Raw genomic sequence first — 14,863 nt, 5'->3', positions numbered from 1 at the left:
GGATCGGTACGCACGGCCCTGTGGTGCCGCGCTCAGCAGGACGGACACGATCGGTCAGCCCAGCGTGCCCGATGGCACAGATGCCCACGGCGGCTGGTGCTCGGCCGGGTCCGCCCCGCGCAACCGCTCCCGCAGCGCGGCCGTGGCCTGCTCGTCCACCGCGTTCCCCGCGGCCACGACGCCGTAGCGCGAGCGCGCGGTCTCCTCGGTCAGGTAGCCGTCGAGCAGGTCGGACAGCACCAGCTCGGGGTCGCGCTCCAGCGGGTCGCCGTAACCGCCGCCGCACGGGCTCAGCGTGCGGATGACGTCACCCGCCTGGGCCCTGCGTCCTTGCAGCTTCGAGGGCAGCGCCGCGACCGTGCCGTCGGCGTGCACGAAGTCGACACCGCCGGGGGAGCCGTTCTGCCCGCCGAAGGCGCCCCACGGTGCGTAGGAGTTCCCGTCGCCCTCGAGGTTCATCATCCCGGGCGCGAGGAACTCGATCTCGCGCACCGTGCCCATCCCGCCGCGCCACCGGCCCGCGCCGCCGCGGTCGGTGCGCAGCTCGTAGCGGCGCACCCGCAGCGGGTAGTGCGCCTCGATGTCCTCGACCGGGTTGTTGCGGGTGTTGGCGTAGAGCGTGTCCATCGCGTCGATGCCGTCGCGCTCCAGCATCCCGCCGTAGGCGCCCTCGCTGATGTCCATGTAGACCCAGTACTTCTCGCCGTGCAGCCCGCTGTACGCGATGACCTTGAGGTTGCCGACGCCCGCCGAGACGCGGTCGCCGCAGATGGGGGACAGGGCGTGCATCAGGGTGTCGGCGACGACGTTGCCGGGGCAGAACCGGGCGATCGTCGCGGCGGGGAAGACCGGGTTGGCCATGCTGCCGCGCTCGGCGACGATCCGGATCGGCCGGACGAGCCCGGAGTTCTGCGGCATGTCCTCGTGCGTGGCCTGGTCGAGCAGGATCGAGCGCAGCGTCACGTAGACGGCGATGTCCACGGTGCCGACGAACGGCATGTTGATGGCCTTCTCCGCGACCTGTGGTGCGGTGCCGGTCAGGTCGACGGTCAGTGTGTCGCCCTCGATGGTGACGGCCACCTTCACCGGCAGCAGCCTGCGCTCCGGGTCCGAGTCGTCGGCGAACCCGTCGACGTACCCGGTGGCGCGGTAGACGCCGTCGGGCAGCTCGGCGATCTTGTCGCGCAGGACGCGCTCGGAGTAGTTCATCAACTCCTCGCACGCGTCCTCGACAGTCGCCCTGCCGTACTGCTCGAGCAGCTCCACGTAGCGCCGGCCGCCGACCCGCGCGGCCGCGATCTGCGCCTCCATGTCGCCGACCACCATGTCGGCGGTGCGGATGTTGTCGCGCAGCAGCTGCCAGATGCCCGCGTTCGGCTCGCCGCGCTCATAGACCTTCACGGCGCGGAACTGCAAACCTTCGGCGTAGGCGTCGGTGGCGTCGACGATGCCCACCGAGCCCGGGACGAGCGCCCCGAGGTCGAGGTGGTGCGCGGTCGTGACGCTGTACCCGACGAGCGCGCCCTCGTGGAAGATCGGCACGCAGAACGCCACGTCCGGCTGGTGCGAGGCACCGTGGAACGACGAGTTGTGCATGATCACGTCGCCCTCGTGCCAGGTCTGGCCCCGCTCGGCGAGGATCTGCTCGATCCCGCGCACGTAGCCGGGGATGGGCCCGAGCTGCAGCGGCGTGGACAGTGGGCACTCGCAGACCTGCCTGCCCTGCGCGTCGAGGATCGCGGCGCCGAAGTCCTCGGACTCCCGGATCACCGACGAGTAGGCCATCCTGCTGAGCTTGTGCCCGACCTCGAGCACGATGCTCTCCAGCGCGCCTGCGATGACCCGGGTGGTGATCGGGTCGAGGGCCCGCTCCAGCGCGGTGCCGCGCGGGTACTCGATGACGTCGACCTGCTTCGCGCTCACCGCTCGCCTCCGATGTGGATCAGGATGTCGCCGGTGCCGAGCACCTCGGCGCGTGCGCCCGGCGGGACGACCGTGGTGGAGTCCATCTGCAGCACCACGGCGGGTCCCTCCAGAACCGCGCCCGCGCCGAGCTTCGAGCGTTCGTAGAACGTGGTCGGGAGTGCCCGCAGATCGCCGTCGACCGTGAACAGCGCCGGGTCGGTGGCGACCACCGCCGTGCTCGCGTCCGGGTCGGCCTCGACGGAGAAGGCCGGCAGCTTGGGTAGCCTGCCGCGCGCGATGACCCGGATGTTGATCAGCTCGATCGGGCTGTCCGGGAACGCGTGGCCGTACTCCTCGGCGTGCAGCTCGTGGAAGCGCTTCCAGCAGCGGTGCACCGCCTCCTCGTCGAGCGCCCCGTCGTCGAACGGGACCCGCAGCTCGTAGCCCTGCCCGAGGTATCGGCAGTCGGCGTAGCGCTCGAACGACATGTCCTCGGCGGCCACCCCGTCGGTGACGAGGTGGGCTCGCGCCTCAGCGGTCAGCTCGGTAAAGACGGTGTCGAGTTCGGCGCCGCGCACGTCGTCGCCGAGCAGGAACATGGTGCGTAGCAGGTCGTACTTGAGGTCGCTGGCGAGCAGACCCATCGCCGAGGTGATCCCGGGATAGCGGGGCACGAGGACCTCGGGTAGCCCGAGCGAGGCCGCGACCTCCGCCGCGTGCAGCGGCCCGGCGCCCCCGAAGGCGACCAGCGTGAACGCGCGCGGGTCCTTGCCCTTCTGGATCGTGCGGGTGCGGATCGCGTTGGCCATATTGTGGTTGACGATCGTCAGCACGCCTGCGGCGGTCTGCTCCGGCGTCATGCCCAGTGGCTCGCCGAGCGCGCGGAGCGCCTCGATCGCCGGCTCGGGGCGCAGGGCGGTCGCCCCGGCCAGCGTGCGGTCGGCGCGCAGCCTGCCGAGGACGAGGTTGGCGTCGGTGACTGTCGGCTCCGTGCCGCCCTGCCCGTAGCAGGCAGGGCCGGGGACGGCGCCCGCGCTGCGCGGGCCGACCCGGAACGCGCCGCCCCTGTCCACGTGGGCGACGCTGCCGCCGCCCGCGCCGACGGTATGGACGTCGATCATCGGCACCACGATCGGCAGCCCCGCGATCCAGGTGTCCCGCGGTGCGGATTCCATGATGCTGCGGCCGGTCACGATGCCGATGTCGGCGCTGGTACCCCCGACGTCGAAGGTCACCAGGTTCTCGCGGCCGCACGCGCCGCCCACGTGGGCACCGGCGAGCACGCCGGCTGCGGGCCCGCTCATGAGCAGCGTCACCGGGTATTCCGCAGCGAAGCGAGGAGTGGCGGCACCGCCGTTGGACCGCATGATGCGCAGCTCCGTGTCGAGCCCGGCATCGGCGAGACGCGAGCCGAGCCTGCCGACGTAGCGCTGCACCGTCGGGCCGACGAAGCCGTTCACGGCAGCCGCGGTGAAGCGCTCGTACTCGCGGAACTGCGGCGAGACGCCCGACGAGGTCGTGACGAAGGCCGAGGGGAACACCGCACGGACCAGCTCGGCGGCGCGCCGCTCGTGCTCGGGGTTGCGGTAGCTGTTGAGGAAGGCGATGACCACCGACTCGACGCCCTGGTCGGCGAGCTCCGCGGCGGCCCTGCGCACCTCGTCCTCGTCGAGGGGCGTGATCACCTCGCCGCGGGCGTCGATGCGCTCGTGCACGACCTTGCGGTGCCTGCGCTGGATGAGCGCCTGGTCCTGCCACGGGATCTGCTGCCGGATCGAATAGTGCAGGGGTCGCTGGTGGCGGGCGATGTGCAGGACGTCGCGGAACCCGGCGGTGGTGATCAACCCGGTCGGCGCGCCGTCGTGCTGGAGCAGTGCGTTGGTGGCGATCGTGGTGCCGTGCGCGAGGAAGTCGAGGTGGGCGCCGGTGACGGCGGCGGACACCCCGTCGACGAGACCGACGGAGTGGTCGTGCGGCGTGCTCGGGACCTTGTGGACGGCGATGTCGCCGCTGGCGGTGTCGAAGGCGATGATGTCGGTGTGGGTCCCGCCCACGTCGACGCCGGTGATCTTCATGCACGCGTCCCTTCCGGCCGATCCTTCGCCCAGGTTAGGAAGGCGGACAGCGCTGACCTATGGCCCTCGGGCCAGGGCCGCCCACGATTCGTTGGCACATTGGCCAACGCTCAGCCGGTCTCGGTGCCGGCTACCGACGGTGTTTTCCGCGGAGGGCCGTGCGTATCCCGTGCTCGTGCAGCGGTGGGTTGGAGGGTGGGGCCGACTACCCGCATCAGCTCTCGGTTGGGCAGCGGCAGCGGGTGATGATCGCGATGGCGATCTCGTGCGAGCCTCAGGTGCTCATCGCGCCCCCGTTTCGCTCGATCCCCTCGAACGCCTAGCCAGGCGTCGACGCGGAGTGAGCAGACAGCCGTGAATGCTTCAACCAGGCTGCTGACCGTTGGCGCAGCGGCCCAGCGCTTGGCGTGGTTGCGCCATATCGGCTTCTCCTCGGGCGCCTTGGACCTCTTGTGAGGATCGTTCGGCAGCGGTTGACGGCGTGGTCGATTCGTGGCTGCCGCCAGGCGGAAGACATTGGGCGCGCTCGTCCAGGCAGGGGCGTCCGGCGCGCGGCCGTTGATTTCGTCGGGCAGCCCGCGCACCGCGTCCTCTAGGGTGGACCTTCTCTCCGCCGCGGTCGAGCAACAGTTCGACGACGGGCCCGATCGACACGCCGCACTCGTGCCTGACCAACAGGGCCTCGGATCCGGAACCGATCTCAGCCAGCCGGAGCCAACCGTCGATCTGTCCCACGCGGGGCTGGTCGCCGCGCGCAACGACGTGACCGTGCTCGAGAGCTCCGCCCGATCCGGTGGGGCGTTCCCGCTCACCGGCCTCACACCGCGGTTCAACAACGTCACGGCGGCCGAACCGAGGTTCACCGCCTGTCGCACCTGCACTGCGTCCTGACCCACTCCACCTCGTCGTCCCTCAGACCAGGGAGATCCTCTTCCGGCCGCGCTGACCGCCGCCTGGAGGAGCAGTCGATCCGCGCACCACGAGCCGGGCGGGGAGCACAATCGGTGGGCCGAGGTCGGCCGTGCTGCCTCGGGCCTGGGTGATCAGGTGCTGCACCGCCGCCGTTCCGAGGGCCCGCAGGGGAGCGGCGACCGTCGTCAGCGCAGGCGTGCAGAAGTCTGAGCCCAAGATGTCGTCGAAGCCGACGACGCTCACGTCACCGGGCACCCGGACGCCGGCTTGCGCCATACCGCGAAGTAACCCGATGGCGATCAGGTCGTTGTAGGCCACGACCGCCGTGCACGGCTGGCGGCGCAGGTCCGCCACGGCCGAGACCCCACCGGACATGGTGGGGCGACACGGCCCGATCCGCCGGCTCCTCATGTCGAGCTTCGCACAGGCCTCGCGGATGGCGCGCCACCGCTCCCCGTCGGCCCAGGAGGCTTCCGGTCCGGAGACGTAGGTGATGCTCTGGTGCCCGAGGGACGCCAGGTGCTCGACGGCCTGGCGCATACCGAGCGCGTTGTCGGTCACGACGGCAGGCACACCGGCCACGGCCCGGTGCAGGACGACGACCGGTACCTGCTGCGCGGCGGTGCGAATCGCGGTGTCGGACAGCCGCGGCCCGGAGAACAACATCCCCTCAATGACCGGCAGGGTCCGCTCGATCGCTTCCCGCTCCGTGTGCTGGGACTCCTGGGCGTCGGCGAGGAGCAGGGTGAAGCCGGCCTCGGCCGCGGCGGCCTCGGCGCCCCGGATCACCGGGAAGTACGTGGGATTGGTGATGTCGGAGACGACAAGTGCGATCATCGAGGTCTTGCCGGTGGGCAGCGCCCTGGCGAGCAGGTTGGTGCGGTACCCGAGCAGCTCGGCGACTGCCCGGATCCGCTGCACCGTGTCGGGGTTCACCCGGCCGGGCCGGGAGAAGGCGCGCGACACCGTCGACGGCGCCACGCCGGCCTCGCGGGCCACGTCGTAGATCGTCGGCCGCACTGCCCACCTCCGATCACGGACGGTAGACGCCGACGACAACTCATGGCAACCGATTGCCACCCGATCTGGCGCCGTGGCTCAATGGCGGCCAGCTCGCAGGTGACCAGGAAGGAACACTGCATGTCAGCGATGCCGCTGCAAGAGTTCGACGACAGGATGCGCCGCATCCGATCCGCGCTCGAGATCACGGATCTGGGTGGGCTCCTCGCCTACGGGGACTGCTGGCGGGCGTCGAACGTCAGCTACTTCACCAGCTTCCGCCCCTTGGACGGCGTGGGTGACTATCCGACCGCAGCGGTGCTGCTGCCGCGCCACGGCGACCCCGAGCTCTTCGTCGCCGAGGGTGCGATGGGGTGGGCGGCGGACGTCACGAACTTCGCGGTCAGGAACATCGCAGACATCGCCGGCGCCGTCACGGCGTGGTCCGCCCAGCACCACGGCGCAGCCTTGGGCCTGGCCGGTTCCGGGTTCATCCCGGCCGTGCTGCTGGACCGGGTGACCGACGCCCTGGGTGGCGTACGCCCCACACCCACCGACGTGCTGGCCGAGGTGAAGGCCGTCAAGTCGGAGTGGGAAATCGACATCCTTCGCGAGGCGGCCCGGTTCAACGACATCGCCATGGAGGTCATCCGCGTCGCCCTCGCCACGGGGAAGACCTACACCGAACGTGAGCTGGCGCGCATGGCGGATGCCGCCATGATCGATGCGGGGGCCGATGGCGTCGCCTTCCTGTCCATGGTCCAGTCCGGCCCGCGGGCGAGCTGGAACCTCGCGCTGCCCAGCGACCGTCCGATCCAGCGTGGCGACCTCGTCCTTACCGACATCGGCGCGCGCTACAAGGGATACTCGGCCGACGGCGGGCGGGGTTTCAGCTACGGCGACATCACCGATGAGCAGCGCTCCCTCATGGAGGCCTCGGTGGCTGCGGTCGAGGCCGGTATGGCAGCCGTGCGACCGGGTCTGTCCGCCCGCGAGCTGAACCGCGTCATCCAGGAAGAGCTGGTGACCCGTGGCTACGCCGAGTACTCCGGCGAGGCGCGCGGGCACGGCACCGGCCACGGCACCGGGATGGACCCGGAGGAGGAGCAGCCGTGGATCAGTCCGCACAACCCGATTGTCCTGACCCCCGACATGGTTTTCACGCTCAAGGCGACCATCACGGTTCCCGTCGTCGGAGGGCTGCGCACCGAACGCATCGTCCGGGTCACCGAGAGCGGGAGCGAAGCTCTCGACCAGTTCCCGATGCTCAACACCTGGTAAGGATCCTGAAATGTCTACGACGACCCCCGAGTTCTCCCGCGGACGGGCGACGAAGACGGCTGCCGGAACCATCGTCGGCACGGCCATCGAGTGGTACGACTTCTTCCTCTACGGCACAGCGTCCGCGCTGGTGTTCGGCGAGGTCTTCTTCCCCGAGTTCTCCTCGAGCGCCGGCACGATCGCGGCATTCGGCACCTTCGCCGCCGGATACGTTGCCCGGCCCCTGGGGGCCATCGTCTTCGGCCACTTCGGAGACCGGATCGGCCGGAAGGCCATGCTCGTCACGACCCTGCTGATCATGGGCGCGGCGAGCACGCTGATTGGCGTCATCCCGTCGTACGACTCGATCGGCGTCTGGGCGCCGATCCTGCTGGTGGTGTTACGGCTGGTGCAGGGACTCGCCGTGGGGGGCGAGTGGGGCGGCGCCGTGCTGATCGCCGTCGAGGACGCGCCGAGCCATCGGCGTGCGCTATTCGGCACCTTCCCCCAGCTGGGGGTGCCGCTCGGCCTTCTGCTGTCCACCGCGGTCATGTCCCTGGTCGCGGGCATGTCGGAGGAGGATTTCCTCAACTGGGGTTGGCGCCTGCCCTTCCTGTTCTCGGCCTTCCTTGTCGTGGTGGCGCTCCTGATCCGGTTGCAGCTCCCCGAGACCGACGCCTTCAAGCAGCTCAAGGAGACGCGAACGGAGGTGAAGGTGCCGCTGTTCGAGGCGCTGCGGCGGCACCCGAAGAACCTCCTCCTCGCGCTGGGGACACGCTTCGCCACCGACATCACGTTCAACGTCGCGAACGTCTTCATGCTCACCTACGGGACGACCGAGCTGGGCTACTCGCGACAGTCGATGCTCAACGCCATCATCATTGCCTCCGCCGTCGAGCTGATCACCATCCCGGTGTTCGGGGTGATCGCCGACCGGATCGGCAAGCGGAGGATGTTCATGCTGGGGAGCGCCTTCGTGGCGGTCTACGGCTTCATGTTCTTCTGGCTCGTCGAGTCTGGTGAGGGCGGGCCGCTCATCATCGCCTACATCTTCGCCCTGGCGTTCTCCCAGGCGTCCGTCTACGCAGTGCAGTCGGCGCTATTCGCTGAGCTGTTCCCGCCGAACGTCCGGTACACTGCCGCGTCGTTGCCGTACCAGTTCGCCGGGGTGATCACATCGGGTCCGGCGCCCCTGATCGCCACGAGCCTGTTCCTGTACTTCGAGGACACCTGGCCGATCGCGGTGTACATCGCGCTCACGGCCGTGATCAGCTTGGTGAGCGCGTACTTCATGAGGGCAGGTAGGCCCGACACGGAAAAAGTCGTAGGAAGACTGTCGAAGAGCGACACGCGGTGAGCACGAAGCGGTCGAGTGTTCAGCCGCAATCCGTGTGGTTGTGCGAGCGGTTCAGGGCGCTCCTGGCTGGCAACTCCTGGTACCCACCGCCGTAACGTAAACTTCGCCTACCCCGTGCGTGCGGCGGCGAACCCGTTCCGGATTAGGCGTTGCTGGGCGCCGTCGTGCAGATCGCGCTCGATACGGCGGCGGGTGGTGTCGGCGGCCACGACCCGGTGCTTGCGACGTGGTCGGCGCGGCATGCTCCTCGGCGTGGCCGCGCAACTCCACGCGGGCCTGTGCGTCGGCGATCGCGGTGGCGACCAGGTCGGTGAACCGGGCCAGCCGGGCTTCGATGCCCGTGCTGGTGCTGAGCGGCAGCCCGGTCGCCGTCAGCGCGGTGCTGGCCGCGGTCCTCGCGGTGACGACGCTGCTGGGCGCCACCACGCTCGGGCTGGTGTACGTGATGGCCGCGCTGCTCGGCCTCGTCACGGTCGTGGACTCACCCGGCCGGCACACGTTCGTCACCGATCTGGTGCCGCCCGCGGACTACGTCAACGCACAGGCTCTCAACTCGACGATCCACAACACCGGGCGGCTCGTCGGACCCGCGGTCGCCGGCTTGGTGATCGCCGCGGCCGGGGCCGGCCCGGCCTTCGCCGTCAACGCCGTCTCGTTCGTCGCCGTCCTCGCCGGCCTGGCCCGGATCGACCGCTCGGCGCTGCACCGCACGGTGAAGTCGGGTCGTGGGAGGGGCCAGGTCCGGGCCGGGCTGCGCTACGTGTGGCGACACCGGGAGTTGCGTACCTGTCTGTTCCTGGTGGCGGTGTGCGAACGGCGACCTGGTACTCGGGTCGAGCCCGCGCGCCGGCGAGATCGGGTGCCTCTCGCTCAATGTCGACGGCGAGACCTACTTCTGTGGCAACCGGGGCGGCCTCGAGCTGCGCAGCTCCTCCCAAGCCGGTGGTCGCTCGCGTCCACAGCGCTCGGGGTGGGGCTGATCCGATCGCACTCGCCGTCGGTGGTGGCGGCGCGCCGATCACGGTGTCGGCGACACCGTCCCGGACGACCCTCCGCTGCTGGGGTACGACGTTCACCCGGATCATCTCCGGCGCCGGTTTCCAGGTCAGAGCGCACATCAGGGCGATGCAACCGTGCTTGGCCCCGCTGTAGCGCGTGCACCCCGCTAGCGAAGGCAGCCTGCCGGCGGGAGCCGGTGATGGTGATCGCGCCACCGCGCTTCCCGTCCGAGCCCCACCCGGTCCGCCGACGCCGGCCAGCATCGGTGCGCTGCGTGCCCGGAGGAGGGCGATGCTCCTCGTCGCCGCCGCGGTCTTGCCCGCAGGGCCGGCTGGTCGTACGGTTTCTGAACCGAGTTCCTGATTTCGAACAGGGCAGTCGCCGTGAGGAGCCACCCATGCCAACCCGAAGCCGTGCCGTGGTGTTGAGGGAGTTCATGTCGCCCTTCGAGATGGAGAGCTTCGAGGTCCCCGCGCCGGGCGAGATGGCCGCGATCGTCGACGTCGAGTACGCCGGGATCTGTGGGACAGACGTACACCTGCAAAACGGACGGCTGCCCATCCCGACGCCCGTCGTGCTCGGGCACGAGGCGGTCGGGCGGGTGGCGGCGCTCGGCGCCGGTCTGACTCACGACGCGTGCGGGGTCCCGCTCGCTCCCGGTGACGCGGTGTCCTGGCTGAACAACATCTCGTGCGGCAGGTGCCGGTTCTGCCTGGTGGAGCAACAGCCGACCCTCTGCACCGGGTCGCGGCGGATCTACGGGATCAACCAGCGGGCCGACGCCTTCCCGCACCTGTCCGGGGGCTGGGCCGACAGCATCTACCTCCAGCCCGGCACCATCATGGTCAAGCTGCCCGACGGGGTGCGGCCACGCGACGTGATCCCGCTGGGGTGCGCCGGCCCCACCGCGGTGCACGGCGTCCTGGACGAGGTCGGGATCCGGCCGGGCGACGTCGTCGTCGTGCAGGGGAGCGGCCCGGTCGGTGTGGCTGCCGCGATCTACGCCCAGCTCGGCGGGGCGGGCAAGGTCATCATGGTCGGTGGCCCGGCCGACCGGTTGGAGCAGGCCAGACGCCTCGGGATCGCGGCCGTGTACGTCGACGTCACCGACGGCAGTGCCGCCCAGGACCGCGCGGCCGCCGTCCGGGCCGAGACCCCGGAGAGCCTCGGCGCCGATGTCGTGATCGAGTGCGCCGGGGTGCCGTCCGCGGTGGCCGAGGGCATCGACATGTGTCGACCGGGAGCGCAGTATTGCGTGCTCGGGCAGTACACCGACCACGGGACGACGCCGCTCAACCCGCACCTGATCACACGCAAGCAGCTGCGGGTGCACGGTTCGTGGGGCTTCTCGGCGCGCCACTACATCACCTACATCTCGTCGCTGCCGCGTCTCATCGCGCGTTTCGACCTCGGCAGCCTGCTGTCCGAGTATCCGCTGGAGGCCGCCGACGAGGCCGTCGCCGACGTCAAGGCGGGTGCGGTGATGAAGGCCGTTCTGCGCCCGGGCGGCCCACCACGGGACGTGCCGACTCCGGAGGGGGTGAGGGTATGACCGCGGACGTCCTTTCCGGAGCTGTCAACTTCATCGGGGGCTCGTGGGTACGCGGTGCCGGCCCGGTCGTCGAGTCGCGCAACCCGGCGGACGACGGCGACATAATCGGCGTCGTTCCGGACTCGACGCCGGAGGAGGTCCGGCACGCGGTCGACGTCGCGGTATCGGCGGCACCAGGCTGGGCGGAGACGCCGGCGCCGGTGCGCGGGGACGTCCTGCGGCGGTGGAACCAGTTGATCGGTGAGCACACCGAGGAGCTCGCGCTGCTGATGACGCGCGAGATGGGCAAGCCGCTCGCGGAGTCGCGGGCCGAGCTGGGCCGCGCCCGCCTGGAGCTCGACTACACCGCGGGGGAGGGCACCCGGTTGCACGGGGCCACGATCCCGAGCCGGGCGGCCGGGCAGCTCGTCTACACCGAGCTCGAGCCGATCGGCGTGGTCGCGGCGATCACACCTTGGAACTTCCCGGCCGTCGCCCCGATCCGCAAGATCGGGCCGGCGCTGGTGGCGGGCAACGCGGTCGTGCTGAAGCCGGCGCTCGAGACGTCGGTGACCGCGTTGCGCCTCGCCGGGATGCTCGCCGAGGCCGGGCTGCCCGAGGGCGTCCTGGGTGTCGTGTCGGGTCGCGGGGCGACCGTCGGCGCCCAGCTGGCCGCGGACGCGCGGGTGGACGGCGTCTCGTTCACCGGGTCGACCGTGGTGGGCCGGACGGTCAACGCGGCGGTCGCGCAGCGCCTCGGGCGCACCCAGCTCGAGCTTGGAGGCAAGAACGCCGCATACGTGCACAGCGCCCGCGACCTCGACGCCGTGGCCGCGCACATCACCGGCGGGGCGATCCAGACCTCGGGCCAGCGGTGCACGGCGATCAGCCGGGTCATCGTGCACGACGACCTGGCCGACGCCCTGGTCGAGCGCCTCGCCGCATTGTGGGCCGAGCTCGCCGTTGGATCCGGGCTCGAGCCCGCCACGCAGGTCGGCCCGCTGGTCAGTGACGCCCAGTACGAGCGAGTCACCGGATACCTCCGGCGCGGCGAGCAGGAGGGCGCCCGGCGGTGCACGCCGGAGCGGCCGGTGCCGTCCGGCCGCTACGTCGCGCCCACGGTCCTCGACGGGGTGACCCGCGAGATGGCCGTCGCCCGTGAGGAGATCTTCGGCCCGGTGCTCTCCGTGCTGCGGGTGTCCGGCGAGGAGGAGGCGGTCGCGGTCGCCAACGACGGCGAGTACGGGCTGGCCGCCGTCGTGTTCAGCGAGGACGTCGGCGTCGCCATGCGCTTCGCCCGGCGTGTCCGCGCCGGGATGGTCCATGTCAACCACGGCACCGTCAGCCAGCCGCACGTCCCCTTCGGCGGGGTGAGCGGCTCCGGCGTGGGTGCGTTCTCCATCGGATTCACCAATCGGGACTTCTTCACCCAGACCAAGGTCGTCTACCTCGCCCCCACCCCCTGACAGGAGATGCTCATGGCCGACGACGTCGTCGCCCCGAAGCAGTTCGCGTCGGAAGTGCCCAGCAAGAACCTTCCTCCGATGGCGTACGGGGACATCCCCGAGCCCAAGTCGCTGCGGCACGTGCTCGGGCCCAGCATCATCCTGGCGGCGCTCGCCGTCAGCTCGGGGGAGTACGTCCTCTGGCCCTACATCACCGCCGAGGTCGGCCTGGTGATGCTGTGGGCCGCCGTCGTGGGCGTCACCATCCAGTTCTTCCTCAACATGGAGATCGAGCGGTGGACGCTCGCCACCGGGGAGACGGCGATCGCCGGTTTCGTCCGGCTGTGGAAGCCGTGGGGCGTGGTGATGGCGTTGTCGGCGTTCATCACCATCGTCTGGCCAGGATGGGCGACAAGTGGTGCCACCACGCTCGGCTTCGTGTTCGGGCTGAGCCCGTCGGCTGCGACGTGGGTGGCCGTGATCGCCCTGGTCGCCATCGCGGTCACGCTGACCGTCTCACCGGTCGTCTACAACACGGTCGAGAAGATCGAGATGGTCAAGGTCGTCGCGGTGCTGGTCTTCCTGGTCGTCGCGCTGACCACGGCGATCAGCGCGCACGCGTGGGCCGGTCTTGGCACCGCCGTGACTGGCATCGGCACCGGCCTCGGACCCACGCCCGGCGACCTGGACCCCGCAGTCGTGCTGGGGGCGATCGCCTTCGCCGGCGCGGGCGCGCTGGCCAACCTCGCGCAGAGCAACTGGATCCGGGACAAGGGCTTCGGCATGGGTGCGCTCATCCCGCGGATCGTGTCGCCGGTGACGGGCGAGGACGTCGCGAAGGCGGCCACCGGGACGATGGTCGGTCAGGACGAGGGGAACCTGCGCCGGTTCCGCGGCTGGTGGCGCGTGGCCAACATCGAGCAGCTCGTCTCGTTCTGGGCGCTGACGGTGCTGTCGATCGTCGTCCTCTCGCTGCTCGCCTACTCCACGGTCTTCGGCCGCGACGTTCCCGGTGCGGGTGATCTGAACTTCATCCGCGGTATGGGCGAGGCTCTGAAGGGCACGGTCGGACCCTGGTTCGGCACGCTGTTCTGGGTGATCGGCGGCGCTGGCCTGCTGCTCACCGCGCTCGCGAACGTCGACTACGTCAGCCGGATCATCGCGGACGTCCTCAAGACGGTGTACCTCACCGACAGCACCCGCTGGACCGAAAGCCGGCTCTACTTCGTGTTCGTGTGGTCCATGGTGGGGATCGGCTCGCTGATCCTGATGGCAGGCTTCAGTCAGCCGCTCGCCCTGCTGGTGGTGTCCTCGGCGTTGTCCGGGGTGGTGATGTTCGTGTACTCCGCGCTGCTCATCCGGCTCAACCGCCGAGCTCTGCCACACGCGATCCGGCTCCGCGGGCTCCGGCTCGGCGTTATGATCTTCGCGGTGCTGTTCTACGGGTACTTCTCGGCCCGGCTCCTCATCGAGTACGGCGGGAAGCTCTTCTCGTGAAGAAGCTGCTGACGCAGTTCGTGGTCTTCTGCACGGTGTTCGGGCTCTTGCTGAGCGGGGCGATAGCGTTGGGGATGGTGTGACGGACGGGGGCGGCGGCAATGGTCAGCAGTGACGGGCTGGTGCGGTCCGTCGACCGGGTCGTGTCGCTGCTGGAGCTGCTCGGCAGCCGGAGGACGCCGATGCGGTTGATGGAGATCGCGCAGGCGTTGGAGATCCCCAAGAGCACGGCGCACGGGCTGCTGCAGACCTTGATGGCGAAGGACCTCGTCGTCCGGGACGAGGCGCAGCGGTACCGGATCGGCATCCGGCTGTTCTCGCTCGCCGCCGCCGCGCTCGACATGATCGACCTGCGGGACCTCGCGCGCGCTCCGATGGAGGAGCTGTCCGCGACGACGGGCTGCACGTGCAACCTCGCCGTGCTCGACGCGCACCAGGTTCTCTACATCGAGAAGGTGGAGGACCGCACCAGCGCGCTGCGTCTCGTGACGCAGATCGGCACCCGGCTCCCGGCGCATGCCACCGCCCTGGGCAAGGTGCTGGTGGCCGCGCTGCCGGACCCGGAGCTGCGCGGTTGGCTGGCAGACCATGAGTTCGTCCCGCTCACGCCGCGAACGATCGCAGAGGCCGACGCGTTCGCCCGCGAGCTCGAGAAGCAGGCCGAAGTCGGCTACGCCGTTGACAACCACGAGTTTCACGCGGCGGTCACCGGCGTCGCCGCCCCGGTCCGGGATCACACCGGCGCCACCATCGCGGCGCTGAGCCTCAGCTGCCTGGAGCCCGTCGACGACCACCAGATCAAGGGGCTGGCGGCGAGCGTGGTGGCCGCAGCCCGAGCGATCTCGGTGGCGCTGCGCAGCTCCGGCCCCTGACGCCGCATCGC

Annotated in this window: 11 protein-coding genes and 1 pseudogene; 9 read left to right on the top strand and 3 right to left on the bottom strand. The window is 70.3% G+C overall.

Features of this window, described 5'->3' with window-relative positions:
- Positions 1–54 precede the first annotated feature (54 nt).
- Together CFP66_RS44735 and CFP66_RS44730 are read right to left on the bottom strand one after the other, a co-directional pair.
- The gene (locus CFP66_RS44735; protein WP_198962121.1) at positions 55–1,923 is read right to left on the bottom strand and encodes a hydantoinase B/oxoprolinase family protein; all 1,869 of its coding nucleotides are present in this window, start codon (positions 1,921–1,923) and stop codon (positions 55–57) included.
- Positions 1,920–3,980, bottom strand: coding sequence for a hydantoinase/oxoprolinase family protein (locus CFP66_RS44730; protein WP_094931477.1), 2,061 nt, complete (start codon positions 3,978–3,980; stop codon positions 1,920–1,922). The genes CFP66_RS44735 and CFP66_RS44730 overlap by 4 nt, the downstream gene beginning before the upstream one ends.
- A 59-nt stretch (positions 3,981–4,039) precedes the next feature.
- On the opposite strand from CFP66_RS44730, the gene CFP66_RS50195 reads away from it, so the two are divergent.
- Both CFP66_RS50195 and CFP66_RS44725 read left to right on the top strand, forming a co-directional pair.
- Complete coding sequence (locus CFP66_RS50195) at positions 4,040–4,303, top strand: ATP-binding cassette domain-containing protein (RefSeq protein WP_304528793.1); 264 nt, start codon at positions 4,040–4,042, stop codon at positions 4,301–4,303.
- 169 nt (positions 4,304–4,472) lie between these two features.
- A complete protein-coding gene (locus CFP66_RS44725) occupies positions 4,473–4,871 on the top strand; it encodes a hypothetical protein (RefSeq protein ID WP_143517611.1) in 399 nt (132 codons plus the stop codon).
- 21 nt (positions 4,872–4,892) lie between these two features.
- On the opposite strand, the gene CFP66_RS44720 is transcribed toward CFP66_RS44725, so the two are convergent.
- Positions 4,893–5,912: a LacI family DNA-binding transcriptional regulator gene (locus CFP66_RS44720; protein ID WP_094931475.1), complete on the bottom strand. Its 1,020-nt coding sequence runs from the start codon at positions 5,910–5,912 to the stop codon at positions 4,893–4,895.
- A 120-nt stretch (positions 5,913–6,032) separates the two neighbouring features.
- Here CFP66_RS44720 and CFP66_RS44715 point away from each other — a divergent pair, with 120 nt between their 5' ends.
- From CFP66_RS44715 to CFP66_RS44690, 7 genes and pseudogenes are all read left to right on the top strand, one after another.
- Entirely contained in the window at positions 6,033–7,172 is a 1,140-nt protein-coding gene (locus tag CFP66_RS44715; RefSeq protein ID WP_094931474.1) for a Xaa-Pro peptidase family protein, read from the top strand.
- Between the two features lie 10 nt (positions 7,173–7,182).
- Positions 7,183–8,508 (top strand): MFS transporter, encoded by a 1,326-nt coding sequence (locus tag CFP66_RS44710; RefSeq protein ID WP_094931473.1) that lies wholly within the window; start codon positions 7,183–7,185, stop codon positions 8,506–8,508.
- 334 nt (positions 8,509–8,842) lie between these two features.
- Positions 8,843–9,301 (top strand): annotated as a pseudogene (locus CFP66_RS50580) (MFS transporter); the annotation flags it as partial.
- Positions 9,302–9,904: 603 nt separating this feature from the next.
- On the top strand, positions 9,905–11,059 hold the full coding sequence (locus CFP66_RS49745; RefSeq protein ID WP_233160254.1) for a zinc-binding dehydrogenase: 1,155 nt from the start codon (positions 9,905–9,907) through the stop codon (positions 11,057–11,059).
- Positions 11,056–12,504 carry an aldehyde dehydrogenase gene (locus tag CFP66_RS44700; RefSeq protein WP_094931471.1) on the top strand — a complete coding sequence of 483 codons (1,449 nt, stop codon included), beginning with the start codon at positions 11,056–11,058 and terminating at the stop codon, positions 12,502–12,504. The genes CFP66_RS49745 and CFP66_RS44700 overlap by 4 nt, the downstream gene beginning before the upstream one ends.
- Positions 12,505–12,516: 12 nt before the next feature.
- The gene (locus CFP66_RS44695; protein WP_094931470.1) at positions 12,517–13,980 is read left to right on the top strand and encodes an Nramp family divalent metal transporter; all 1,464 of its coding nucleotides are present in this window, start codon (positions 12,517–12,519) and stop codon (positions 13,978–13,980) included.
- Positions 13,981–14,081: 101 nt separating this feature from the next.
- Positions 14,082–14,852 carry an IclR family transcriptional regulator gene (locus CFP66_RS44690; RefSeq protein WP_094931469.1) on the top strand — a complete coding sequence of 257 codons (771 nt, stop codon included), beginning with the start codon at positions 14,082–14,084 and terminating at the stop codon, positions 14,850–14,852.
- Positions 14,853–14,863: the final 11 nt, after the last annotated feature.

Origin of the sequence: Pseudonocardia sp. MH-G8 (genome assembly GCF_002262885.1) — a bacterium.
Taxonomy (GTDB): domain Bacteria; phylum Actinomycetota; class Actinomycetes; order Mycobacteriales; family Pseudonocardiaceae; genus Pseudonocardia.
Note: the sequence above shows the minus strand (reverse complement) of the source record. Positions and strands in the feature narration are given on the sequence as shown.

Coding starts and splice junctions, on each gene's coding strand:
- CFP66_RS44700 (WP_094931471.1), top strand. CDS start 11,056: ATGACCGCGGACGTCCTTTCCGGAGCTGTCAACTTCATCGGGGGCTCG.
- CFP66_RS44730 (WP_094931477.1), bottom strand. CDS start 3,980: ATGAAGATCACCGGCGTCGACGTGGGCGGGACCCACACCGACATCATC.
- CFP66_RS44710 (WP_094931473.1), top strand. CDS start 7,183: ATGTCTACGACGACCCCCGAGTTCTCCCGCGGACGGGCGACGAAGACG.
- CFP66_RS44690 (WP_094931469.1), top strand. CDS start 14,082: ATGGTCAGCAGTGACGGGCTGGTGCGGTCCGTCGACCGGGTCGTGTCG.
- CFP66_RS49745 (WP_233160254.1), top strand. CDS start 9,905: ATGCCAACCCGAAGCCGTGCCGTGGTGTTGAGGGAGTTCATGTCGCCC.
- CFP66_RS50195 (WP_304528793.1), top strand. CDS start 4,040: ATGGCCCTCGGGCCAGGGCCGCCCACGATTCGTTGGCACATTGGCCAA.
- CFP66_RS44715 (WP_094931474.1), top strand. CDS start 6,033: ATGTCAGCGATGCCGCTGCAAGAGTTCGACGACAGGATGCGCCGCATC.
- CFP66_RS44695 (WP_094931470.1), top strand. CDS start 12,517: ATGGCCGACGACGTCGTCGCCCCGAAGCAGTTCGCGTCGGAAGTGCCC.